At 57.7% G+C, this 21817-nt stretch carries 24 protein-coding genes; 11 read left to right on the top strand and 13 right to left on the bottom strand.

The genetic code is table 11. The annotated features are described in order from the left end of the window. Positions 1–3 precede the first annotated feature (3 nt). The gene (locus ACR0MP_RS17135; RefSeq protein ID WP_170406704.1) at positions 4–1182 is read right to left on the bottom strand and encodes a TIGR03862 family flavoprotein; all 1179 of its coding nucleotides are present in this window, start codon (positions 1180–1182) and stop codon (positions 4–6) included. 44 nt (positions 1183–1226) lie between these two features. Here ACR0MP_RS17135 and ACR0MP_RS17130 point away from each other — a divergent pair, with 44 nt between their 5' ends. Further along, positions 1227–1523 carry an HNH endonuclease gene (locus ACR0MP_RS17130; RefSeq protein ID WP_170406707.1) on the top strand — a complete coding sequence of 99 codons (297 nt, stop codon included), beginning with the start codon at positions 1227–1229 and terminating at the stop codon, positions 1521–1523. Here ACR0MP_RS17130 and ACR0MP_RS17125 read toward each other — a convergent pair whose 3' ends face one another. From ACR0MP_RS17125 to ACR0MP_RS17115, 3 genes are read right to left on the bottom strand one after another with little or no spacing between them, the layout of a single operon-like run. Further along, positions 1524–2261, bottom strand: coding sequence for a VOC family protein (locus ACR0MP_RS17125; protein WP_170406710.1), 738 nt, complete (start codon positions 2259–2261; stop codon positions 1524–1526). Then, complete coding sequence (locus tag ACR0MP_RS17120; protein ID WP_170406713.1) at positions 2258–2866, bottom strand: enoyl-CoA hydratase/isomerase family protein; 609 nt, start codon at positions 2864–2866, stop codon at positions 2258–2260. Before ACR0MP_RS17120 ends, ACR0MP_RS17125 begins: the two co-directional genes overlap by 4 nt. Continuing rightward, a complete protein-coding gene (locus ACR0MP_RS17115; RefSeq protein WP_480887396.1) occupies positions 2863–3612 on the bottom strand; it encodes an SDR family oxidoreductase in 750 nt (249 codons plus the stop codon). Before ACR0MP_RS17115 ends, ACR0MP_RS17120 begins: the two co-directional genes overlap by 4 nt. Before the next feature lie 132 nt (positions 3613–3744). Here ACR0MP_RS17115 and ACR0MP_RS17110 point away from each other — a divergent pair, with 132 nt between their 5' ends. From ACR0MP_RS17110 to lpxK, 5 genes are all read left to right on the top strand, one after another. Next, a complete protein-coding gene (locus ACR0MP_RS17110) occupies positions 3745–5268 on the top strand; it encodes a DUF2125 domain-containing protein (protein WP_170398911.1) in 1524 nt (507 codons plus the stop codon). Between the two features lie 125 nt (positions 5269–5393). After that, positions 5394–6740, top strand: coding sequence for a TldD/PmbA family protein (locus tag ACR0MP_RS17105; protein ID WP_480887397.1), 1347 nt, complete (start codon positions 5394–5396; stop codon positions 6738–6740). Then, positions 6727–7527, top strand: coding sequence for a 3'(2'),5'-bisphosphate nucleotidase CysQ (locus ACR0MP_RS17100; protein WP_480887399.1), 801 nt, complete (start codon positions 6727–6729; stop codon positions 7525–7527). The genes ACR0MP_RS17105 and ACR0MP_RS17100 overlap by 14 nt, the downstream gene beginning before the upstream one ends. Then, positions 7524–8759, top strand: a complete 1236-nt coding sequence (locus ACR0MP_RS17095) for a glycosyltransferase N-terminal domain-containing protein (RefSeq protein WP_170406726.1) — start codon at positions 7524–7526, stop codon at positions 8757–8759. Before ACR0MP_RS17100 ends, ACR0MP_RS17095 begins: the two co-directional genes overlap by 4 nt. Further along, positions 8746–9744 (top strand): tetraacyldisaccharide 4'-kinase, encoded by a 999-nt coding sequence (gene lpxK / locus ACR0MP_RS17090; RefSeq protein WP_170406728.1) that lies wholly within the window; start codon positions 8746–8748, stop codon positions 9742–9744. The genes ACR0MP_RS17095 and lpxK overlap by 14 nt, the downstream gene beginning before the upstream one ends. 38 nt (positions 9745–9782) lie before the next feature. On the opposite strand, the gene ACR0MP_RS17085 is transcribed toward lpxK, so the two are convergent. Next, positions 9783–10448, bottom strand: coding sequence for a DsbA family protein (locus ACR0MP_RS17085; RefSeq protein WP_170406731.1), 666 nt, complete (start codon positions 10446–10448; stop codon positions 9783–9785). A gap of 14 nt (positions 10449–10462) precedes the next feature. After that, complete coding sequence (locus tag ACR0MP_RS17080) at positions 10463–10969, bottom strand: DUF721 domain-containing protein (RefSeq protein ID WP_170398930.1); 507 nt, start codon at positions 10967–10969, stop codon at positions 10463–10465. An 81-nt stretch (positions 10970–11050) separates the two neighbouring features. Here ACR0MP_RS17080 and mutY point away from each other — a divergent pair, with 81 nt between their 5' ends. After that, positions 11051–12106, top strand: a complete 1056-nt coding sequence (mutY, locus tag ACR0MP_RS17075) for an A/G-specific adenine glycosylase (RefSeq protein WP_480887402.1) — start codon at positions 11051–11053, stop codon at positions 12104–12106. Positions 12107–12165: 59 nt separating this feature from the next. After that, positions 12166–13302: an alkane 1-monooxygenase gene (locus ACR0MP_RS17070; protein ID WP_480887404.1), complete on the top strand. Its 1137-nt coding sequence runs from the start codon at positions 12166–12168 to the stop codon at positions 13300–13302. 84 nt (positions 13303–13386) lie between these two features. On the opposite strand, the gene ACR0MP_RS17065 is transcribed toward ACR0MP_RS17070, so the two are convergent. From ACR0MP_RS17065 to ACR0MP_RS17050, 4 genes are all read right to left on the bottom strand, one after another. Next, positions 13387–14769, bottom strand: a complete 1383-nt coding sequence (locus ACR0MP_RS17065; RefSeq protein ID WP_170398937.1) for an adenylate/guanylate cyclase domain-containing protein — start codon at positions 14767–14769, stop codon at positions 13387–13389. Between the two features lie 132 nt (positions 14770–14901). After that, the gene (locus tag ACR0MP_RS17060; protein WP_480887406.1) at positions 14902–16005 is read right to left on the bottom strand and encodes a DNA methyltransferase; all 1104 of its coding nucleotides are present in this window, start codon (positions 16003–16005) and stop codon (positions 14902–14904) included. A gap of 105 nt (positions 16006–16110) precedes the next feature. Next, positions 16111–16728, bottom strand: coding sequence for a ribonuclease HII (locus ACR0MP_RS17055; RefSeq protein ID WP_170406743.1), 618 nt, complete (start codon positions 16726–16728; stop codon positions 16111–16113). A gap of 109 nt (positions 16729–16837) precedes the next feature. Further along, entirely contained in the window at positions 16838–17317 is a 480-nt protein-coding gene (locus tag ACR0MP_RS17050; protein ID WP_170406746.1) for a hypothetical protein, read from the bottom strand. 175 nt (positions 17318–17492) lie between these two features. Between ACR0MP_RS17050 and ACR0MP_RS17045 the strand changes: the two genes are divergently transcribed. From ACR0MP_RS17045 to ACR0MP_RS17035, 3 genes are all read left to right on the top strand, one after another. Continuing rightward, complete coding sequence (locus ACR0MP_RS17045) at positions 17493–17780, top strand: hypothetical protein (protein WP_170398948.1); 288 nt, start codon at positions 17493–17495, stop codon at positions 17778–17780. Then, entirely contained in the window at positions 17752–18453 is a 702-nt protein-coding gene (locus ACR0MP_RS17040) for a winged helix-turn-helix domain-containing protein (protein WP_170398951.1), read from the top strand. The genes ACR0MP_RS17045 and ACR0MP_RS17040 overlap by 29 nt, the downstream gene beginning before the upstream one ends. Before the next feature lie 90 nt (positions 18454–18543). Then, on the top strand, positions 18544–20103 hold the full coding sequence (locus ACR0MP_RS17035) for a DUF427 domain-containing protein (RefSeq protein ID WP_480887407.1): 1560 nt from the start codon (positions 18544–18546) through the stop codon (positions 20101–20103). A 119-nt stretch (positions 20104–20222) separates the two neighbouring features. Here ACR0MP_RS17035 and ACR0MP_RS17030 read toward each other — a convergent pair whose 3' ends face one another. Genes ACR0MP_RS17030 through flaF form a run of 3 tightly spaced genes read right to left on the bottom strand, consistent with a single transcriptional unit; the run spans position 20223 to position 21792 of the window. Further along, complete coding sequence (locus ACR0MP_RS17030; protein WP_480893841.1) at positions 20223–20969, bottom strand: DUF1217 domain-containing protein; 747 nt, start codon at positions 20967–20969, stop codon at positions 20223–20225. Positions 20970–21016: 47 nt separating this feature from the next. Then, positions 21017–21418 (bottom strand): flagellar biosynthesis repressor FlbT, encoded by a 402-nt coding sequence (flbT, locus tag ACR0MP_RS17025; RefSeq protein WP_480567944.1) that lies wholly within the window; start codon positions 21416–21418, stop codon positions 21017–21019. Next, positions 21418–21792, bottom strand: a complete 375-nt coding sequence (flaF, locus tag ACR0MP_RS17020) for a flagellar biosynthesis regulator FlaF (protein WP_170425892.1) — start codon at positions 21790–21792, stop codon at positions 21418–21420. The genes flbT and flaF overlap by 1 nt, the downstream gene beginning before the upstream one ends. Positions 21793–21817 lie beyond the last annotated feature (25 nt).

The raw sequence follows: 21817 nt of genomic DNA, 5'->3' as shown, positions 1-21817 counted from the left end.
GGCCTAGCGCGCCAACCACGTTGCCGCCGACTGACCGGCCCAACGTCCCGTCGCCAGACAGGCGGTCAGAAGATAACCACCGGTCGGGGCTTCCCAATCCAGCATCTCGCCCGCGCAAAAAACGCCCGGACATGCAGTCAGCATCAAACCGCTGTCCACGGCACCCGATGCTACCCCGCCAGCGGTTGAGATCGCCTCATCCATCGGGCGTAGCCCAGCATACCTGATGGGCAGGTTTTTCAGCGCACCGATCCATTGCGTTTGCTTCAATGCGCGGCCCTTAGTCATTTCGTGGAACAAAGCGATCTTTTGCGGAGACAGACGCAGACCATTCTTCAACCAATGCGAAAGCGTTGCCTTTGATTTCTTCGCGTCCAATCGCGCCTGCATCCCTTCAGCCGTCACATCCGGGACCAGATCAACAAACAGCGGCGCCCCCGTCCGCAGCGCAGGGGTCAGGGCATACATACCGCCACCTTCCAGGCCTTTTGCGGAAATAGTGGCCTCACCACGGCTATCCAGATCGCCCGCCATCCACCGCACCGACTTGAGCGCCGCGCCAAAATGTGGCTGCATATAGGGGCTCCAATCGACTGACAGAGCGGCGTTAGCCGGTGCAAACGGTGTTAGATCAACTCCGCTGTCTGCAAGCCATTGGGCCCAAGCCCCATCCGAACCCAACCGCGCCCAGCTGGCACCCCCCAATGCCAAAACCGTCGCGCCGGGCGAGCAAAACTGCATGCCATCTGGCGTGTCAAAAGCCAAAGCCCCACCTTGCCATCCCTGCCAGCGCCAGCGTGTCCTGATCTGAACACCGGCCTGATCCAATCTGGCCAGCCAAGCCCGCAGCAAGGGTGAGGCCTTCATGACTTTCGGAAACACGCGCCCGGTAGAGCCCGTGAACATCTCTTGCCCAAGATCACCGGCCCAAGCCTTCACCGCCTGTGCGTCAAACGCTTGTATCATCGGATGCAACCAATCCTTTGCATCCCCGTATGCGCCCATAAGCATGTCAAAAGGCTCATCCTTGGTCAGGTTCAGGCCGGACTTCCCCGCCATCAGGAATTTACGCGCGACAGACGGCATGGCTTCGGCCACTACAACCTCGTGCCCGGCGGCGGCAAGCTGTTCGGCGGCCATTAGCCCCGCTGGTCCTGCCCCGATAACCATGGATTGCGCCATTGTGTCCCTCTTGCCCTGTACACGCATCAGCGCGAAGTTAGGTCATGGCAAATTCCGATCCGATCTGCCCGCTCTGCAACCGTCCGATCCCCGAAGGTGGTGGAAGCCTGCACCATCTGATCCCAAAGCTTAAGGGAGGCAAGGGCGGACCCACCGTTTTATTGCATCAGATATGCCACAAAGAGATCCACGCGACACTGACCGAGGCCGAACTGGCGCGTGACTTCCACACTGTCGATGCACTGCGCAAACATCCGAGGCTTGAGAAGTTCCTGAATTGGGTGCGCAAACGCCCGCCGGGGTTTCGCTCAAAAGTGCCGGGAAAACGACGCGGGCGATGATCAGGCAGGAAGCCAGGGATCACCGAATGCATCCTTTTTCGGGTCAGCCAGCCCTTCAATTTCGATCCCAAGATAGTCCGGCACCGGTGCAAACCGGGCATTTGGGATGTGTTGGTATTCCAACGTGGTATATGGGCGCTTCCACAGCCATTCGCGATTCTCAACCGCCCAGAGATCGGGGTTGGGAGGCTCCTCTGCGGTGAACGCATAGAAATGCAGATCGAACCCGTGAGGTTCGACATCCTGCAGAGACAGCAAAGACAGTCCCATGGATCGGCAAAACGCATCTTCGGCGACAATATCGCCGGTTCGCAAAGTGATCTGGCCGATACAGGCCTTCGCGAAGGGGGCGTCCGGGCTTGTAGCATCAACCGGTCGGTTGCCCTCGAAATCCTGCTGCAGCAGTTCAATGGCAAACCCTTCGGGGTCATTCAGATGGCACATATAGCCGATATCCAGAAACTGCCGCGGCGCGCTGACCGGGATACCCTTCTGGCGCAGGTGTGCTGCGACAAGATCAACATCCGGCAACGTGATCCCGATCTTCCAATACCGCTGCCCCGGGTCGTGGCGGTAGCCCCCGCCACCCGGCATCAGCAACAGATCGGCATCCTGACCGGAATATCCAAGACGACGATTGGCGCCTTCAACCCTGACAGACATGCCAAGCGCATCACGATAAAACGCCGCCAACGCATCCGGGTCCTCCACCCGCAATCGGAGCGCGGCCAACCTCATGGGCACAATCCGGCTATGCCCGCAGCAACCGACGGATCTGCGGACAGGCTGTCGGCTACAAGTTCTTGTGCAGTTGGTATCAAATGTTCGGGCTCAACCACCCGATCAACCAGCCCAAAACTATAGGCTTCTTCTGCAGAAATCTTCTGTCCAGCCATCAGTATAAGCCGGGTTCTGGCCGGACCGATCAACTCTGCCATCCGCTTGGGATCCGAGGGCTGCGGCAAGAATCCCAGCTTCATGACCGGGTAAAAGAACTTGGCCGAGGGCACTGCGATACGCAGGTCACAGGCCAGCACCATACCGTTGGCTCCACCGGCCAAAGTGCCGTTGAGCGCGGCCACCGTCAGACAGGGCAAGGCGGCAATGGCACCCGACAACCTCTCCCAAAGATCGGAGGTCGCAAGGCCCGCCCGCGCTTCTTCAAGATCGGCGCCCGCACTGAAGACCCGGCCCGCCCCCGTCAGGATCAATGCACGTGCCTCGGTCGCCGCCTCTGCGATGCGAACCAATTCGCTTAGCATCGCTGAGGTCAGCGCATTGGCCTTGTCCGGATTGTTCAACGTGACGGTCCACAACCCATCATCCTGTGTCAGTTCGATCACGTCAGCCCGACCCTTTTTCGGATGTCTTCGTTGCGCAGCGATATCTCGGTCCCCAAGAACTCATCCGCATCTGCCGAGCACATCCACATCAACGCCCGCGCGGGCCAGTCTGCGGGGATGTGATCGTCCCAATCCAGCTGACTTACTGGATTGATTCCGCTGGCCTTGATCACCCGCTGCATATCTGTGGCCACAGTTCCCGGGGACAGGCCCATTGCGCGAATACCGTGATGCGCCTCTTCCAGATGCAGGCATTCGGTCAGCATCTTGGCCCCGGCTTTTGATGCGCAATAGTGGCTCCAGGCTTCGACCGGATTCGACGCGGCACCGGACGAGACTGTCAGAACGGTCCCGCCGCCTGCTGCCCGCATGATGGGCAGGACGGCACGCATTCCGTAAAAGACACCTTTCAGGTTGATGTCGATTGCTTGGCTCCAGGCCCGGGTGTCGGCATTCGACAGATGAAAGATCGGATCAATGACGCCCGCGTTCCCGATTAGCACATCCAGCTTGCCGAACCGGTCGATGCAATCGGCAACTGTCTGTTCAACCTGGGAAAAATCGCTGACGTCGCAGGCCAGCGCCATGGTGTTTTCACCCAATGCCGCAGCCAGAGCGTCAATCTGATCGCGGCTGCGGGCGACCAAGGCCACATTGGCCCCAGCTGCGGCAAAAACGCGCCCGGCTTCCGCTCCGATGCCTCGGCTTGCCCCTGTGATCAGTACCGTTTTCCCTTGCATATGCATCGTTTAAATCCCTGCATTTGAAATTGTCTTAACTCGTACCCTGCAAATGGGGAATTGGTCCACCCCTTCCCCCTTGACGCTGGCCGCTACAGGCACGACCATGCCGGCAAATTGATCAAGAAGGGTTCTCTTATGACTGTTTTCCTTCGCCGTAGCTGCGGTGCAGCTTTGGCCTATGCTGTTGCAACCAACGGCGCCTTTGCAGATGTTACCGCCAATGATGTCTGGGCCGATTGGCAGGCTTATCTGGGCGGCATGGGCTATGACGTCACTGGCGATCAGAGCGTTTCCGGCAACGTCACCACCATCGCGAACATGACGATGGCCATGGCCATTCCGGACACCGAAGGCACCTTCGACATGGTCATCCCCGAGATGACGTTGACCGAAAATGGCGACGGTACAGTCAATATCGGCTTTCCTGCCAGCTTCCCGATGACAATTTCGGGTGAAGCCGAGGGCGAGACATTTTCGGCTGATCTGATGTACGCTCACGACGCCTTGGAAATGGTCGTTTCGGGTACCCCCGAAAACATGACATATGACTATACGGCGAACAGCCTGACTCTGTCGATGGACTCGATGGAGTTTGATGGCGAAACCGTATCCAGCGACATGTTTGCCTTGAACGTTCAGATGAACGAAATCGCAGGCACATCGCAGATGCAGATCGGCGAGATGCGCGATATCGCGCAGCAGTTCACGGCCAGCAGCCTGTCCTATGATGTGGCCTTCAACGAGCCCGAAAGTGAAGACACGGGCCGGATCAGCGGTAAATTAGATGGTTTGAAATTTGATGGCGATACAATCATTCCACCCGGTATGGATGTCGCCAACATTGAAGACATCTACAAGGCCGGGTTCGCCGCTTCAGGTACATTCACATACGCCTCGGGCAGCACCGAAATGGCAGGCACTGCCGAGGGTGAGCCATTCTCGCTCAGCAGCAGTTCCGAAGGAGGCAGCTTTACCGGCAGCATCGATGCACAGCGCCTTGTCTACGATCTTGCGCAGAACAGCACCAAACTAGCCGTCACCACGTCGGATCTGCCTTTTCCAATCGAAATCGCGATGGCAAATGCAGGGCTGAAATTCGAGCTTCCGGTGCAGGCCTCGGAAGAAATCCAGCCATTTGGGTTTGGCATGAACCTGACGGATTTCACCATGTCCGACGTGTTGTGGAGCATGTTCGACCCTGCTAGTGCGCTGCCGCGCGATCCGGCGACCATCGCGTTGGATGCAACCGGCACCGCCAAAGTTCTGGTCGATTTCATGGACCCGGAAGCCGTCGAAGAGCTTGAGACATCTGATATCGTTCCGGGCGAACTGCATTCGCTGAAGATCAACAAGCTTCTCGTATCATTGGTCGGAGCCCAATTGAGCGGTGATGGCGACTTTGCGTTCGACAACTCCAACACGGAAGAGTTTGATGGCCTGCCTGCCCCGTCGGGTGTCGCCAACTTGAAACTTGTTGGGGCCAACGCTCTGCTGGACAAGCTGATCGGCATGGGCTTTGTGTCGGAAAACGACGCGCTGGGCGCGCGTATGATGATGGGTCTGATGGCTGTTCCGGGCGAAGAACCGGACACGTTGAACTCGAAAATCGAGTTTACCGAGGATGGACAGATCCTGGCTAACGGTCAGCGTATCAAGTGACAATCAAATCGGGAAAGGCCGCTGCGCTGGCCTTTCCCGCCCGAGGCACATAAAGCCAGTGGGCTGCAGGCCTTGCGGGACAGGCTATCCGAGGCTAGGTCCAGAACAACAAGACCGGAGGCCTCATGACGCGAACACCTCAAACAATCAGTGAAGAGCTGCTGAATGCAGCCCGCACGGCAGGTGCCGAGGCAGCGGATGCCATAGTAATTGATGGCTCATCCGTTTCTGTGGAAGTACGTAGTGGTGCATTGGAACATGCCGAACGCTCGGAAGCGACCGATCTAGGGCTGCGGGTCTTCCTTGGCAAACAGCAGGCAATCGTATCCAGTTCGGATAGTCGCCCCGATACGCTTACCGCGATGGCCGAGCGCGCCGTGGCCATGGCACGGGAAGCGCCGGAAGATCCGTTCACCGGCTTGGCCGCGCCTGACCAATTGGTCGCCAACTGTAATATCGACGCGCTGGAGCTGTTTGACCCAGCCCCTGAACCCGGCGCTGAAGCTCTGATGCAGGATGCGCTGGCGGCAGAGGCAGCAGCGCTGGACGTTGCGGGAGTCTCACAGGTGTCCGACGCTGCGGCCGCCTATGGTACCCACCGGGTCCATCTTGCCGCAACAAACGGCTTTTCGGATGGCTACATGCGCAGCAGCCGTTCAACCTCATGCGTCGCCATTTCCGGCGAAGGGACGGGAATGGAGCGTGACTATGACGGTGACAGCCGGACTTTTCAGTCTGACCTGCGCAGCCCCGCCGAGATTGGTCGCACGGCTGGTGAACGTGCGGTTCAGATCGTGGGAGCACGCAAGCCCCAGACCGGCAGTTTTCCGGTGGTGTTCGACGAACGGATTTCATCATCCCTGATCGGCCATCTGCTGGCCGCCAGCAATGGCGCGGCGATAGCCCGCGGGGCCTCGTGGCTGAAGGAAAGCCTTGGGCAACAGGTTCTACCGGCACATTTGTCTTTGATTGAAGACCCGCATCGCCCGCGCATTTCGGGCTCGCGCCCGTTCGATGCCGAAGGGCTGGCAACACGGCGCAGGGCGATCGTTGAAGATGGCGTACTGACCGGCTGGACGTTAGACCTGTCCAGCGCCCGCAAATTGGGAATGACCTCGACCGGCAACGCAGCGCGCGGCGTATCCGGGCCGCCGTCGCCCAGCAACTGGAACCTGAGCCTGACGCAAGGCGAGAAGACCCGCGCCGAGTTGTTGCGCGACATGGGTACTGGGCTTTTGGTCACTTCGATGATCGGATCGACCATCAATCCGAATACCGGCGACTATTCACGCGGCGCTTCGGGATTTTGGGTTGAGAACGGCGAGATCACCCATCCCGTCAACGAGTGTACCATCGCTGGCAATCTTCGCGACATGCTGATGCGAATCATTCCGGCAAACGATGCGCGGCCTTACCTATCGCGCGTTGTACCCTCGCTGTTGATCGAAGGGATGACACTTGCCGGCAACTGACCTGCCCCTGCTGATCGACGCTGCGCTTGAGGCCGGAAAGATCGCCACGCGCTATTCGGGTCCTGATGCCCAGAGCTGGGATAAACCCGAAGGCGCAGGCCCGGTGACCGAGGCCGATCTGGCCGTCAACGCGATGCTAGAACGTGATCTGCAGGCGGCCCGCCCGGATTATGGCTGGCTGAGCGAAGAAACCGAGGATTCACCCGATCGTCTGGCCCGTGATCGGGTCTTCGTCATCGATCCCATCGACGGCACCCGCAGTTTTGCCGAGGGGTCGCGCACATGGGCCCATTCGCTGGCCGTAACCGAGAACGGTGAGGTCACGGCAGCCGTCATCTACCTGCCCTTACGTGATCTGCTGTATGCGGCTGCAAAAGGGCAAGGTGCAACGTTGAATGGCACTGCCATCCAAGTGTCAGGGCAAGCGCACCTGCCCGAAGCCGAGATTTTGGCGGCAAAACCCAATCTAGATCCGCGCCACTGGCAATCCGGTGCTGCACCTGACTTTCGCCGTGTATACCGCCCGTCTCTGGCCTATCGGATGGCGCTGGTTGCGCAGGGACGGTTTGACGGGATGCTGACGTTGCGACCCAGTTGGGAATGGGATATCGCCGCCGGAGATCTGATCCTGCGCGAGGCAGGCGGGCTCTGTACCGATCGTTTGGGGCAACCTCTGCGCTTCAACAATACCCACCCGCGCCTGAACGGCGTGGTGGCGGCAGGTTCAGCGGTGCATTCGGACCTTCAGACCCGACTTAACCCGAATGGGGCCGGAATTCCGGCATGAGCAAGCCGCGATCTCTGAGCCTTGCGGCCTATCGAGTCCTGTCCTGGGGCGTCCCGCAAAGCACGGGTCACCCCGAGATTGCGCGCCCGGAAGGTGAACTTCTGTGGGTCCATGTCAGTACACCCGATCGGTTGCGGGCCGTCGACAATATTTGCCGTCGGCTGCTGTCTGTGCGACCAGAACTTTCGCTGTTGCTGACCGCCCCACCCGATGTTGATCTGAAGGACTGGGAAGATTGCGATACCCCGATCACAATGCTGCCCGCCGAGCATACCGGCGCGGCGCGCACGTTCTTGGATCACTGGCGCCCTGATATGGGGCTGTGGTTTGGCGGTGGGCTGATGCCCAATGTCATAACACGCGCACAGGAGCGGGGCATTCCGCTAATTTTGCTTGAGGCTGTGGTCGACGTGAAAACCGCAAGGGGTGGACGTTGGCTACCTGATATCACGCGATACACGCTGGATTGCTTTACAGCGATACTTGCGCCCAATGATGACAGCGCACGCCAAATCCGACGCCTGGGAGTGAACTCGGCAAAAATCTCGGTCGCGCCACCACTTCATATCAGCCCCAACCCAGAGCCCTGGCCCGAAGATGAATTGATCGAGACCACTCACACAATGGCCGGGCGCCCAGTTTGGCTGGCCGCATGGGTTCAGGACAAGGAATTCATCTCGGTTCTGACGGCCCATCGTCAGGCCTTGCGGATGCTGCCACGTCTGGCTTTGGTCCTGCATGTGGCGGATATGTCCGAGTCAGCGCCCTTGTTTAAACGCCTCGAAGCGATGGACCTGCGATGCGCCAACTGGGATGAAAGCCATCCAATCGAAGACACCACACAAGTGATTCTAACGGCCGAGCCCGAGGATCTGGGCCTTTGGCACCGTGTATCCGCAGTTACCTTCATGGGAAGTTCACTGGAACGCGGGGCGCGGGGGCACGACCCTCTGACCGCAGTCGCCTTGGGATCTGCGGTAATCCATGGGCCTCATGTCAGCAAGCATAGCAGTCTCTATGACAGATTGGGGCAGGCAAAAGCCGCGTTGAAGATACGAACCGCAACAGAGTTGGGCGATGGCGTTGTCGAATTGTTGGCACCTGACCGCACAGCAGACATGGCATTGGCCGGATGGCGGATTGTCACCGAAGGGGCTCCACAGGCGGACCAACTGATCGATATGGTACAGGATACACTGGACCGGCGAGGGCGTGACGATGCGGGCACCTGACTTCTGGAACTCAGCCCCTGATCGGTTGGATCTGCGCGCCAGGCTGTTGGCGCCACTTGGTCGCCTCTATGCCACTGCAACCGCCCGTCGCGTGGCGAGCGGGCAAGGCATCTCGCCGGGCGTACCGGTTATCTGCGTTGGCAACCTGAATGCCGGTGGCACAGGGAAGACACCGACGGTGATCTGGGTTTTGGAATATTTGAGGGATACCTGGCATCAACCTCATGTCGTGACCAAAGGCCATGGTGGCTCGCTGGAAGGCCCGGTGCAGGTCGACCCGCGCAAACACACAGCGGCTCAGGTCGGGGACGAACCCCTGTTGCTCGCCGCGTTTGCCGAGGTCTGGGTCGCCAAAGATCGTGCAGCGGGCGCGCAGGCAGCCGCAGCGGCAGGGGCAACCGCGATCGTGCTGGACGACGGTTTTCAGAACCCCGCAGTTGCCAAGGATTTTTCCATCATCGTGGTGGATGCGCAGCGCGGATTTGGCAATGGCCTTTGCCTTCCTGCTGGTCCACTGCGAGAGCCTGTGGCCGTTGGATTGAAACGTGCCGATCTCGTGTTGTCGCTTGGGGACGCCGCAGCGCAGTCAACATTTTCAGAAAGATGGGAACCTGCCCTGACGGTCCCACACGCCACCGGCGAGGTGTGTCCGCTCCAAACCGGAATGGACTGGAACAATACACCCGTTCTGGCCTTTGCGGGCATAGGCTATCCGGACAAGTTCTTTGGAACTCTGCGACAGCAAGGCGCTAAACTGCTGCGGGCCGAGGCACTGGATGATCACCAACCACTGACTTCAGCGCTGATGACGCGGCTTGAGAACGAGGCCAAAGCACTGGGCGCGCAACTGGTGACAACCGAGAAAGACGCCGTGCGCCTGCCCGCCACTTTCCGCAACAAAGTTCTGACCCTACCGGTTCGGTTGCAAATCAATCAGGATGACAAAGTCAAAGAGTTGTTGGCGAAGGCCGCGCCTTCACCTTAGGCAGATGGCCAGCCCAAAACAGGCTGACCATTCAGGATTTAGCTGCCAAGCTCGGCTTCGATCAGCGTCTTGAAGTCGTCATACGGCTGATTTTCAACCTTCTTCCCATTCACGACGAAAGTAGGCGTCGCCTGAATTCCATCGCGTTCGGCATTTTCCTGATACCAGGCCACCAGTGTCTGCGCGCGGGTACCGTCCTGCAGGCAAGCCTCAAGCTGATCATTGTCTATGCCAGCGAGACGCCCGATCTTGCGCAGTTCATCAACGATTTCGGCAGGACCTCCGGCACGGGTCCATTCCGACTGGCCTTCATACAGCAGGTCGGTGATGCCAAAGAACTTGTCAGGTCCTGCACAGCGCGCGACCATCGAGGCCCACAGGCCATAGCGGTCGAAATACACCTCGCGGTAAGTGAACTTTACCTTGCCGGTATCGATGAAGTCCTTTTTGAGCTGCTTGTACGCGCCCTGATGGAAATTCGCGCAGTGCGGGCAGGTGTACGATGCATATTCGATGATCTCGACTGGCGCGTCTTCGGCCCCCTGCACCATCTCGACGATGGTCGAGGTGTCCAAATCCGCCTCTTGCGCCTCAGCAGCACCAACAAGCGGGTTCGAAGGGATCGTGTTACTCGACGTTGTCAGCCAATAGCCGCCAGCGGCCACGGCGACAGCCGCACATATTACGGTTGCAATCCGGCTCATTCATCAGCCCTTTCTTAGCGTTTCTGTCTGGATAAAACGTTGCGGCCCAAACGTTCAAGGGCCGCGCGCAAATCTTCATCATCAACCGCGCGCGACACATTGTCGGCCTCAGCTGCGATTTCTGGTGAAACAACCGGTTTCGTCTGTTTCGGTTTGTGATCGAAACTCGCCTGCCCCTCAGCAAATCCGGTAGGCGCGGTCTGGGTGATACGCACCCGATTGATCGCGTTGTAACCATAGACCGCATTCACTTTGTCGCGCAGCTGTTCTTTCTGCATCTCCAGCATTGGCGCCTGCGGCCCGGTGGTCAGCACCGTCAGCGTCGCGCCAAAGCCACCCTTGGCGTATCCCACATTCACCGGCCGGGCGATCGACGCGATGTCCTGGCCCACAATCTCGGCCCAATGGGTCAAAAGGCGCGAGACGGCAAATCCCCGGCTTTCCCCGGCCTGCCTGATCCGGTCGTTCAGCAAAGTGGCGGTGCGCTTGAACCCGCGGGTCGAGGAACGTCTGCGTTGCATCTGGTTTCCAACTCCTGCGTCGCTATTGTAATAGGCTGATACCCGGACGCCAGTGAAACCCGACAGAGAGTTACATAAAACTTGCGTGACTGCACCGAATCTGACCTGAGCGATACGCTGCTGGATTGGTACGACCGCCACGCACGTGAAATGCCTTGGCGTATTGGCCCGGCAGCGCGTGCCGCAGGCGTAGCACCAGACCCCTACCGCGTCTGGCTATCCGAAGTGATGCTGCAACAAACGACCGTTGCCGCTGTTCGCGACTATTTTGTTCGTTTCACCACGCGCTGGCCAACCGTCGAAGCCCTTGCCAATGCGCAAGATGATCAGGTCATGGGGGAATGGGCTGGCCTGGGCTACTACGCCCGCGCCCGCAACCTTCTGAAATGCGCGCGGGTGGTTGCGTCCGCGCATAACGGGCAGTTTCCCGACAATTACGATGCACTACTGGAACTGCCGGGCGTTGGCCCCTATACGGCGGCGGCCATAGCAGCCATCGCATTTGATCGACCAGAAACTGTCCTGGACGGCAATGTCGAACGGGTCATGGCAAGGCTCTATGATATTCACGAACCCCTGCCCGCCTCAAAACCCCTGTTAAAGAAAAAAGCCGCGGCATTGACCCCGCAGCACCGACCCGGAGATTACGCGCAGGCTGTCATGGATTTGGGTGCAACGATCTGTACTCCAAAATCTCCGACCTGCGGCATTTGCCCCCTGCATGCGGCCTGTCTGGCGCGGAAGGCGGGGACGCAGATGGAACTGCCGCAAAAAACGCCCAAGAAGCCCAAACCCACCCGGCTGGGCCACATCTACATCGCCCAACGCGGCGATGGTGCTCTGCTGTTGGAACGCCGCCCCGACAAGGGTCTGCTGGGCGGAATGCTGGGCTGGCCTGGCTCGGACTGGTCCGAAACACCGCAGGAAAGCCCTCCGTTCCCGGCGCGATGGCACGAAATCCCCGGTGAAGTGAGACACACCTTCACCCACTTTCACCTGATCCTGCGTATTTGGACAACCGAATTGCCAGACGGTTGCGATCCGAACGGTCTGACTGTCATGGACAAACACCAATTCAGGCCCAGCGACCTGCCCACTGTTATGCGCAAGGCTTTTGACCTCTGGCGCGGCCAATAGACTGCTGGGCAAAGCCCAGTGCGCGGTCTACGGTGCCGCCAACGTTTCGGAGCCTCAACATGATCGCATCTGACACCCTGTCCCGCTGGCAATCCGCCCTTCCCTTTTGGGTCTCATATCTCCTGATCCCACTGATCTGGATGACCACCACGGCAGGCGGATGGTGGGTCCTGCTGGTACCGCTTTCGACATGGTGGGTCTTTGCGGTGCTTGACCGGCTGACCGGCCTAAACCTTGAAAACGCCGACCCGGATACGCCAGATACGGGGCTGCAATGGTATATCTGGCTGACCAAAGCCTGGGCGCCTGTGCAATTCCTCACGCTCTATGGGCTGATCTGGTACACTACCCGAGCCGTAGATATGAGCTCGGTCGAAAAAATCGGCGTGTTCTTCGGCATGGGCGTCCTTTCCGGAACGATCGGGATCAACTACAGCCACGAGCTGATGCATCAGAAAGGCAAACTGGAACGCTGGCTGGGCGATTTCCTGTTGTCGATGGTCCTTTATTCCCATTTCCGGTCCGAGCACCTGCTGGTTCACCACCGCTACGTCGGAACTCCGCGCGATCCGGTAACCGCTCGCTACAATGAAGGTTTCCACCGGTTCTATCCGCGCGTTCTGCGCCAAAGCCTCATCTCAGCCTTTCGCGCCGAGCGGGAAAAACTGGCCCGCAAAGACCGCCCGTGGACCGACCCGGCAAACCCGTTCTGGCGCTATTGGAGCCTGCAAGGAGCCATGCTGCTGCTAGCATTTCTGATCGGCGGATGGGCAGGGCTAGGCCTGTTTTTGGTACAGGCCGGTACCGCGATCTGGCAGCTTGAACTTGTTAACTATGTCGAGCACTACGGGCTGACGCGCAAATATCTGGGCGATGGCAAATATGAGCATGTGCACCCGCGCCATTCCTGGAACGCGTCACAAAAGGCCTCGAATTGGTTGTTGATAAACTTGCAACGCCACTCGGACCACCACTACAAGCCAAACCGGCGCTTTCCATTGCTGCAACACCATACGCAGGACGCAGCGCCGCAACTGCCTCATGGATATCCGGTCATGACCCTTGCCGCGATGATCCCGCCCTTGTGGCGGCGTATCATGAATCCGAGGGTCCGCGCTTGGCGGCGTCAATACTATCCCGAAATCACCAACTGGAAGCCTTACAACAAAGCGCACAACCCTGCCCCTCGCACCTGACTGCAGCGCGCACCAGCGCGCTGCCCGGCCCAACGGGAAGGATCACATCTTTGATCCGGTGCTGACAGGCGGGAGCCCTGGTTGCTACAGCACCCAGACATCCATCGGGGCTGTAACACCGCGAACAGGCTGGTCCGAGTGCTGTGCAAACCCGGTCATCATGTCTTGCGCATTTGGCGTCTCGCTTAGAGCCTGAGACCGCAATGCATCGCTGACAATGATGCGCGCTTGAAAATCGCGCGTCAGGGCCTCTAGCTTCGCAGCAACATTCACCGCATCGCCGATCACTGCAAATTCCAGCCGGTTTGCACCGATATCCCCCAGTACGACCGAGCCATAATGAACCCCGACCCCGATCCGAATCTCTGGCTCACCCGCGCGCTTGCGCTCCAAATTCCAACGGTCGATCATCTCGACCATGGACCGCGCGCATGCCAGCGCATTGCTTGCATCCAGCTCTCCGGGTACGGGGGTTCCAAACGTGGCCATCAGCCCATCGCCCAAGTATTTGTCGAGTGTTCCGTGATGGCGAAACACCTCGGTCTCCATTCGGGCGTGGAAACCACGCAAAACTTCAATAACCTCATATGGATCACGGCCAGCCGAGAACTTGGTGAAGCCAACGATGTCGATAAATAGAACCGCGATATCCTCTTTGCGGACCTGCTTCAGAGGTTCGTCGTTCTGGCTCAGCTCATCCACCACATTCGGCGAAAAGTATCGAGACAGATTCGCGCGTTCACGTTCAAGCCCAGCATTGGACATCAGCAAGCGATTGAGGCGGCGCATCGACACCCCAAGCGTCACTGCGACCATGACAAAAACGATCACCTGCTGGATGCGTAGGGTTGGCATGAAACTGTTGGGATCCATGAACTCGGCCACATCCGGGTAGCCTGACAAAGCCTCGGCCACACGCTCGCTAATCCCGGGGATCGGGGTGGCGACCCACCAAGCGATCACCCATCCAGCCGTCCACATCATCGCCGTCCACGAACCGATCGCAATGACAGTGCGCCAGGAATAGGCAAGCGTCCCTGCTGCTAGGATAATGAAGAAATATTGAAAATTGTCGAACCGATACTGCATCGCCAGTGGTCGCACATCGTCGCTGAACGGGTTTGGCACAATCATCCCCAGCGTCATGATCAGCAGATCGACGAAGATCAAAAGCAACTCGGTCCGTGATTGCCCCACACGACCCGCGCGTTGGATCAGCCAACCATTGGCGCAGATCAGAAGCAGGATGAAATGGTACCATAGGACCTCCCACTGGGGATTCAGATAGATCAGCAACAGCCCGGTCAACGCCATCGCGATCCACCGTGCACGAACAGCCAGTTCAAGCCCCTCTCGCTTGTGTCGTTCCAGTGCTGCCTCGGTATATTTGTTGTCCAGATCGAAGTTGTCCGGTTGCGTAACAAAGAACCGGCTGAGGCGGGATTGACTGGCGGTGGTCTCGGTCATTGCCTTTATCTCCCAAAAGGGCTGTCAGGGGCTGCCCTATGCAATCATCTCACAGGCAAAAACAAAAGACCCCGCCGGTAACGGCGGGGCAAGGCGTAGTGCCTTGTGTCAGGCCACAGGCACCGGCGGTATTCAGCTATGCAATTCGGCCCTGATCTGCTGACGCAACACGTCGATGGGCACGGTTTTGCCATCGCGTTTGAAGCACCAATAGGTCCAGCCGTTACAAGACGGTGCATTTTCCAGATGCGCGCCAACCTGATGGATCGAACCTTTGACGTTCTGCCCTACCAGAGTCCCGTCGGCGCGGACCTTGGCTTTATGGCGTTGGTTCATCGAATACAGTTCCTCACCCGGGCGCAGCATACCGCGTTCGACCAATTGGCCGAAGGGCACGCGCGGCTCAGCGCGCTTGCTAGCGCTGACTTCCAACGCTTCGCGGTCAAACTTACGGACCTTTGAGATACGCTTTTCAGCCACCTTGCGATAACTTTCTTCGCGCTCAATCCCAATGAACTCACGCCCCAGCATTTTCGCTACAGCACCTGTGGTGCCCGTGCCAAAGAACGGATCCAGCACCACGTCACCGGGATTGGTCGAGCCAATCAGGACACGATGCAGCAGTGATTCCGGTTTCTGTGTCGGATGCGCCTTGTCGCCGTTTTCGTCCTTGAGCCGTTCATGCCCGGTGCAGATCGGCAGTACCCAATCGCTGCGCATCTGCACGCCTTCGTTCAGCGCTTTCAGTGCTTCGTAGTTAAACGTGTATTTGGCCCCTTCGCGCTTGGACGCCCAGATCATTGTTTCATGCGCATTGGTAAACCGCTTGCCACGGAAGTTTGGCATCGGGTTGGATTTACGCCACACAACGTCGTTCAGAATCCAATAACCCGCATCCTGCAGGGCGGAACCCACGCGGAAAATGTTGTGATAAGACCCAATCACCCAGATCGCACCATTGGGCTTCAGCAGACGATGCGCAGCCTTCAACCATTCCCGCGTGAACTGGTCATAAGCCCCAAAGCTGCTGAACTGATCCCAGTGATCATCGACCGCATCGACCTGAGAATTATCGGGCCTGTGCAATTGACCTTTCAACTGTAAATTATACGGGGGGTCCGCAAAAATCAGGTCAATCGACGCCTCGGGCAGACTGTTCATCGCCTCGATGCAGTCACCGGATAGAATCGTGTTTAAAGGGAGCGCGGCTGCGCCCTTTGTCTTGATTGTGGTCATATCACTGCCTCAGTTCCACGGCGCTTTTGCGCTCATTTGGTTGAGACAAGGATGAGTCAAAGATGATTCGCCGTCAATTTCTTTTTTGAATCAGCGACTTACGATTTACTCTTGATACAAGATATTGTGGACCGGTTTGAACGAACGTCTATGGTGTGGGGTCACGCCAAGATTTTGCAACGCCTCGCGGTGCTGTTTTGTCGGATATCCGGCATTCGCCTCCCACCCATAGCCGGGATGCTGTTGCGCCAAATCCACCATCAGCTGATCACGCCAGATTTTTGCAATGATCGACGCTGCCGAAATCGACACCGACCGTGCGTCGCCCTTCACCACCGCCTGCGAGGGTAATTTCATACCGCGCGGGATCATGTTGCCATCAATCAGCAAGAAATCCGGAGCCGGGTCCAGCGCAGCTACCGCGCGTACCATCGCCAGATGCGAGGCGCGCAGGATGTTATGCTCATCGATCTCTGCAACCGTGGCTTCGGCCACCGCGACCTCTGCCCGGTCGCGCAATATCTCATCCAAACCGCCGCGACGCTTGGCCGTCAGTTTTTTTGAATCGTTCAACCCAGCGGGAATGTCATCCGGGTTCAAAATAACCGCTGCGGCTACAACCGGGCCGGCCAGCGGACCGCGCCCAACCTCATCCACCCCGGCAATTCGGGTATATCCGCGTGCCAGCAAAGCCCGTTCGAGTTCATAATCAGGTGTCGTCATACCCTTGGCAAATCGCGTTTCGTAGCGCTTCGCAAGAAAAAAGAGAGGGCAGCTTGCGCCACCCTCTCCCGCGCGGCGCTTCTATGGCGCCACTCCTGCTCGAAACCTGTTACTGGTAAACGACACGGTATCCTTTCTGGCGCAGGCAGGCGGGTTCGTATGCCCGTTTTACCTTTTTACCATTCCAGAAACCAACCTTGCATTGGTGTGGCAGGCTATCGGCATGTTTATAGTACTTCTTCAGGCAATTCGGCCCAAGCAGCGGACGCTTGTTCGAATAGGCATTGAACGTGCGCAGGCAACGCTGTGGTAGGTCATAACGGGCCACGCGCTTTGGCAACGGGCGTACAGCATGTTTTTTCTTGGCCTTCTTCGCCTTGGCTTCAGCCTGCTTGTGACGCTTGCGGCGCTCTGCCTCTTCGTCGCGCTTTTTCTCCTGATGATAGTGGTTGATCGCAGCACCTATGAGCGCGATCGCAGCCAATCCGCCGAGAATATCTCGGGTATCTGCCGCCCGTGCCTGCGACGCCGAGATCCCCGTGATGGCGACGGCGGTTGCTATGATCAGAGCGATAAATTTCCGGTGCATGATGCGTGTCCTTTCGGATAATGGGCAGGCCGGTTACCGACCGCGGAATTGATAACCTGACACTGCGACCACCCCGTTCAGACAAGCAATAACGGCATACTGTTATTCAATATCAGCACCACAAACCCCCTGAGGTTATTGAATATCCACCCAACCCATGCGCAGGATGCAGCCCATGAAACAGATCCTCTCTTCTCTGGCTCTGACGGCCCTGATATCGGTTGGGTCGCAAGCCATCGCGGCAGATTGCTATGCCGACTACAAGGCCAAGCAGGACAATCCCTTACGCCTGCACTATGGCGTCATGCAGGTCTCAAGCTGCGATAAAGGCTCGGCCCGGAAAGAAGTCGCCAAGCGGCTGAAATCAAACGGCTGGACCCTGCTGAACGTGATGACCGTTTTCGAGGCGGGTGGATTGGATCAAAGGAAGGCCAATGCCGGAAAATACTATCTCCGTTACTGAGGCGCGTCGTTCGGGGGTTCGGCTGGTTGGTCTGGGGATTGCGGCAATCGTCGCGATCCTGGTGACTGCAGCGGTTTTCCTGTTCTGGACGCTACCGGACGCAAATGCCTTCAACGCGCGGGTTGAACGGCTGTTTGTCGAGGCTGACCTGACCTCGCAATCGGAAATCCGTCTGCTCGAGATTCTGGCGCAATCGGGCACCGCCTTTGCCGATACGCTATCCAGCTATCGAATGGTCATCTTCGTGCTGTTGGTCTTTGCCAGCGCCATGCTGATCACCGCGCTTGTTTTTCTGGTCATGCTGGTTCTGCTGAACCGCCGCATGGCCCAGATTGAGCGGACGGGGATCCAGGTAACATCCCTGCTGATCAGCCGTGAAGAGAATACCGTTTATCTCAACAACATGGATTTTAAGTTGACCCCCGCCGCGATGGAAACGCTTTCGGTTCTGGCTGAATCCCGGCTGGATGACGAGGTCCTGTCGGGTGCCCAGATCGAAGCGATGATCTCGGGCAGAAACGCTGCAGATTGCGATGAGGCCGCCGGGGCAACCCGGATCAAACGCCTGCGCGACGCCTTGGGAAATCAGATGGTCAGTGAGCTGCTGGTGAAGAACATCGCCAAGAAGGGCTATATGCTATCGATTGAGAAAGACGTTATTCAAATGGTCTGAGGATGCCATTGCGGTAAAATCTACGTGCGCATCTTGGAATTCTCGCCCTCAAGACCCATGATATAAGGGCTTGGCCAAGGGAGGTTGCAGATGAACGTCCATGCCACACCGAATGTCAAAGGCTATGGGATATCAGTTGAGCCGCTGCAGGGACGGATCGCGATCTACCGTGGTGATATACTGCTGGCCGAAAGCCACAACGCCAAAGTGATGTACGAAACGCGGCTACCTCCCGCGATCTATGTTCCGCGCGAAGACTTGTGCGTCGAACTCAGCCCTGAGACCGAATTGCAGACGTTCTGCCCCTTCAAGGGTACCGCAACCTATCACGACATTAGCCTGCCGGAAGAGCGCCTTACGAACTCGATCTGGGCCTATGAAGACGCCTTCCCTGAAAGCGCGGCCATTCAGGGCCATATTGGATTCATGCCGGATACCGCGACGCGGATCGACCTCGGCGACAACCAACTGCGTCAACCCGACGATGGCAATATCAGCGGCCCCCTGATCGATTGGCTGATGCGCGGTGCGTCCGAAATTGACACTCCTGATGCCTTCACAAAAGCGCTGGCCGAGAAAATGCTGGAACATGGCATCGCTATTCAACGCCTAAGCATTCTGGTCTGGTCGCTGCATCCGCTGATCGCAGGCAAACACTATATCTGGGAGAAAGACTCGGCTGAGATTTCGACCCACACTCCGACCTATGAAATTCATGATCACCCTGCCTTTACCAATAGCCCTCTGCGTCACGTTTCAAACGGGTTGGGTGGTGTCCGCCAGCGCCTGAACAACGACAATCCGCATAACAGCTTTCCGATCATCGAAGACCTGCGCGCAAAAGGGGCCACCGATTACGTTGCCATGCCACTGCCTTTCTCGGATGGGCGGACGAATGTCCTGACCCTGACTTGCGATCATCCCGATGGGTTCACGACCGAGAACCTGGGTCTGGTTTTTGAATGCTCTACTGTCATCGCGCGGTTCTACGAGGTCTTCATGCAGCGCGAAAACGCGCAGGTTCTGCTGGAAACCTATGTAGGCAAGCGCAGCGGTGCGCGCGTTCTAGGGGGCGAGATTCGCCGCGGTGATGGCGATGACATAGATGCGGCGATCATGTTTTGCGATCTTCGAAATTCAACCGCATTGGAAGAAAAACTGGGGCGTGATGACTATATCGAGCTACTGAATGCGTTTTTTGAGACAGTTTCAGGGATCGTGCACGACCATGACGGAGAAGTTCTGAAATTCATCGGCGACGCTGTTCTTGCCGTCTTCCCGGCGGGTGACGATGCCGCCAAAGCCCGATCCAGCGCGCAGCTTTCGGCAACTGAGATCGTCGAAAAACTGGGTGAATTGCGCAGTGACGGAAGTGATCATGATTTCGACTGCACGATTGGTGTCGCCTATGGCCGCGTCACCTATGGCAATGTGGGCTCGCGCGAACGGTTGGACTTTACCGTGATCGGTCAGGCCGCCAATGTCGCTGCCAGATTGGGCGAATATGGCAAAACCGTCGGACATAGAATTGTTGTCTCGCAAGATATCGAACCTGTTTGCAAACAGGCGATCCCTTTAGGGGCGATCAAGCTGCACAACGTCTCGCAACCGATCAAATCATTTGCCCTGCAAACCTCAGCCGATGCCTGATTTGACAGTTTACTTCGCAAGAGTTGAACCTCAAAATGTGCCACCCACTATCTCGGATCGGGCAACCTAGGGCCTTGCGCGAGATACCGTACACACCGTGTCTGGTTGACATCAATGGTTCAAAAACCACCGCCCAGCAGGATCAGAGCCGTCTGCGCAGGTGAGATCGTCTGTTGGATTTGATTGATCTGATTGCGGGCCAGATACGTGTCGGTCAGCTTTTCGATTGCCTCACTTTCAGTGAACTGCGCCAGATCGGATGAACCCGTAACGCGCTGCAACCGATCCTTGAACACCTCAAGCTGCTTGTCGATATCCAGTTGCGCAAATGCTGATGGCAGGCCCAATGCAGTTTCCATCATACTGCGCAAGGGGGGCAGCCCCATCAGATCAAACCACCGTCTGTCCTCACTGCCACCCTGGCCAGCCAGATCGCGCAATGCATGCTGGGTGTACAACGCGATACGCATCGATTCATCTGCTTCACCAACCGAGATTTCAAATCGCGCAATCAAGTTGTCGTCGGCGATCTTTTCCATGGCGTCCACCAATCCGGTCTTGCGCACATCGCCGGGACCAAGTCCAAAGGCATTGGCAAAATCACGGTACCTGCCGTCGGCCAGCCTGTTCGCAAGCGCATCGTCAGCCTGCGTTCCATCGGACAAGATTTTTTGGACAAAATACCGATTGTCGAGATCACCTTCCAAGCCAAACGCACCCAAAGCCACCTGCAACAACCGTCGGTCCGAAACCAGATCCTCGGCCGTCTGGACCTTGCCAATATTGTCGAGAAAATACCTTGAGTCCCGTTCGTTGATCCCCGAGGTGGAATAGCTTTGAAGCTGCGCATCATAAGTACGCTGCAAAAAGCGCCAGCCAACTAGCCCACTTGATGGTATGACCGGCTGAAAGGTCACTGCTGATATGCCATCAGACGTTCTTCGCGCGGCAACAGTGAACGCAAAGCCTTCAAACACTTATAATATTGCTCTGCCACCAACGCTTCAGTTGCGTTGGCCAGGACCCGGCGACTGTCGGCATCCGTGAAAACCTGGCTCAGCTCTTCCACGCGCCGCAGAAGTTGCTGGCGCGCCAGCTCAGGTTCGGTATCGCCTGACAGAACCAACTGCGCGGCATAGCAGACACGGCGTACCGGCGTGTTGACCTCTTCCGGGTGAATGGCATCGCGCAGGCGCAGGACATTTGCCTGAGGTGTCATGATCGAAAACCGACTGCGTCGATCCCCGTTTTCGATTACAACACCATTGATCAGAACCCGTTCCTTTGGGGCAAGTTTCAGGACCAGACCCCCCATCAGTTGCCCCTCATTTGACGTAACCCGCGCAACACGGCCATGTTGATCTCAAGCAGCGGCTCAACGGTCGCCTTGTTCGCCAGCACCTGGCTGCTGTGTTGTTCGGTAAACTCAGCCAAATAGAAAATCCGCGCCCGCAGATTGCTCGGCAGCCCGTTATCCGCATCCGCCACATCGGTTGCCAGCACAGTCCACAGGCGGCGATTTTCGTGCAAGGCTTGAACGAACCCTCGGAAATCAGCCGTTTTCCGCGTGGAAGCAGCCTTCAACCGATGTGTAATCCTGGAAATCGCCTCATACTCTGTATCCCGAGGTGTTCGCGTCGGTGCAGCAGATTGCGCATAAGCGCGGTGAGCAAGCGTTTGCGGTGTCACTTGAAATCCTTCCAATTGTCCTTCA

The organism is Ruegeria sp. K3, from assembly GCF_056531845.1.
The sequence above is the reverse complement of the archived record's forward strand: the minus strand, read 5'-3'. Positions and strand labels throughout refer to the sequence as shown.

What these genes read in the sequence shown, in the direction of transcription:
- ACR0MP_RS17110 (WP_170398911.1), top strand. Translation starts at nt 3,745, where the DNA reads ATGACTGTTTTCCTTCGCCGTAGCTGCGGTGCAGCTTTGGCCTATGCT.
- ACR0MP_RS17070 (WP_480887404.1), top strand. Translation starts at nt 12,166, where the DNA reads ATGATCGCATCTGACACCCTGTCCCGCTGGCAATCCGCCCTTCCCTTT.
- ACR0MP_RS17045 (WP_170398948.1), top strand. Translation starts at nt 17,493, where the DNA reads ATGAAACAGATCCTCTCTTCTCTGGCTCTGACGGCCCTGATATCGGTT.
- ACR0MP_RS17080 (WP_170398930.1), bottom strand. Translation starts at nt 10,969, where the DNA reads ATGCAACGCAGACGTTCCTCGACCCGCGGGTTCAAGCGCACCGCCACT.
- flbT (WP_480567944.1), bottom strand. Translation starts at nt 21,418, where the DNA reads ATGGGGGGTCTGGTCCTGAAACTTGCCCCAAAGGAACGGGTTCTGATC.
- ACR0MP_RS17125 (WP_170406710.1), bottom strand. Translation starts at nt 2,261, where the DNA reads ATGAGGTTGGCCGCGCTCCGATTGCGGGTGGAGGACCCGGATGCGTTG.
- ACR0MP_RS17115 (WP_480887396.1), bottom strand. Translation starts at nt 3,612, where the DNA reads ATGCATATGCAAGGGAAAACGGTACTGATCACAGGGGCAAGCCGAGGC.
- ACR0MP_RS17050 (WP_170406746.1), bottom strand. Translation starts at nt 17,317, where the DNA reads ATGCACCGGAAATTTATCGCTCTGATCATAGCAACCGCCGTCGCCATC.
- ACR0MP_RS17130 (WP_170406707.1), top strand. Translation starts at nt 1,227, where the DNA reads ATGGCAAATTCCGATCCGATCTGCCCGCTCTGCAACCGTCCGATCCCC.
- ACR0MP_RS17105 (WP_480887397.1), top strand. Translation starts at nt 5,394, where the DNA reads ATGACGCGAACACCTCAAACAATCAGTGAAGAGCTGCTGAATGCAGCC.
- lpxK (WP_170406728.1), top strand. Translation starts at nt 8,746, where the DNA reads ATGCGGGCACCTGACTTCTGGAACTCAGCCCCTGATCGGTTGGATCTG.
- ACR0MP_RS17060 (WP_480887406.1), bottom strand. Translation starts at nt 16,005, where the DNA reads ATGACCACAATCAAGACAAAGGGCGCAGCCGCGCTCCCTTTAAACACG.
- ACR0MP_RS17135 (WP_170406704.1), bottom strand. Translation starts at nt 1,182, where the DNA reads ATGGCGCAATCCATGGTTATCGGGGCAGGACCAGCGGGGCTAATGGCC.
- ACR0MP_RS17065 (WP_170398937.1), bottom strand. Translation starts at nt 14,769, where the DNA reads ATGACCGAGACCACCGCCAGTCAATCCCGCCTCAGCCGGTTCTTTGTT.
- ACR0MP_RS17040 (WP_170398951.1), top strand. Translation starts at nt 17,752, where the DNA reads ATGCCGGAAAATACTATCTCCGTTACTGAGGCGCGTCGTTCGGGGGTT.
- ACR0MP_RS17085 (WP_170406731.1), bottom strand. Translation starts at nt 10,448, where the DNA reads ATGAGCCGGATTGCAACCGTAATATGTGCGGCTGTCGCCGTGGCCGCT.
- ACR0MP_RS17035 (WP_480887407.1), top strand. Translation starts at nt 18,544, where the DNA reads ATGAACGTCCATGCCACACCGAATGTCAAAGGCTATGGGATATCAGTT.
- ACR0MP_RS17055 (WP_170406743.1), bottom strand. Translation starts at nt 16,728, where the DNA reads ATGACGACACCTGATTATGAACTCGAACGGGCTTTGCTGGCACGCGGA.
- ACR0MP_RS17095 (WP_170406726.1), top strand. Translation starts at nt 7,524, where the DNA reads ATGAGCAAGCCGCGATCTCTGAGCCTTGCGGCCTATCGAGTCCTGTCC.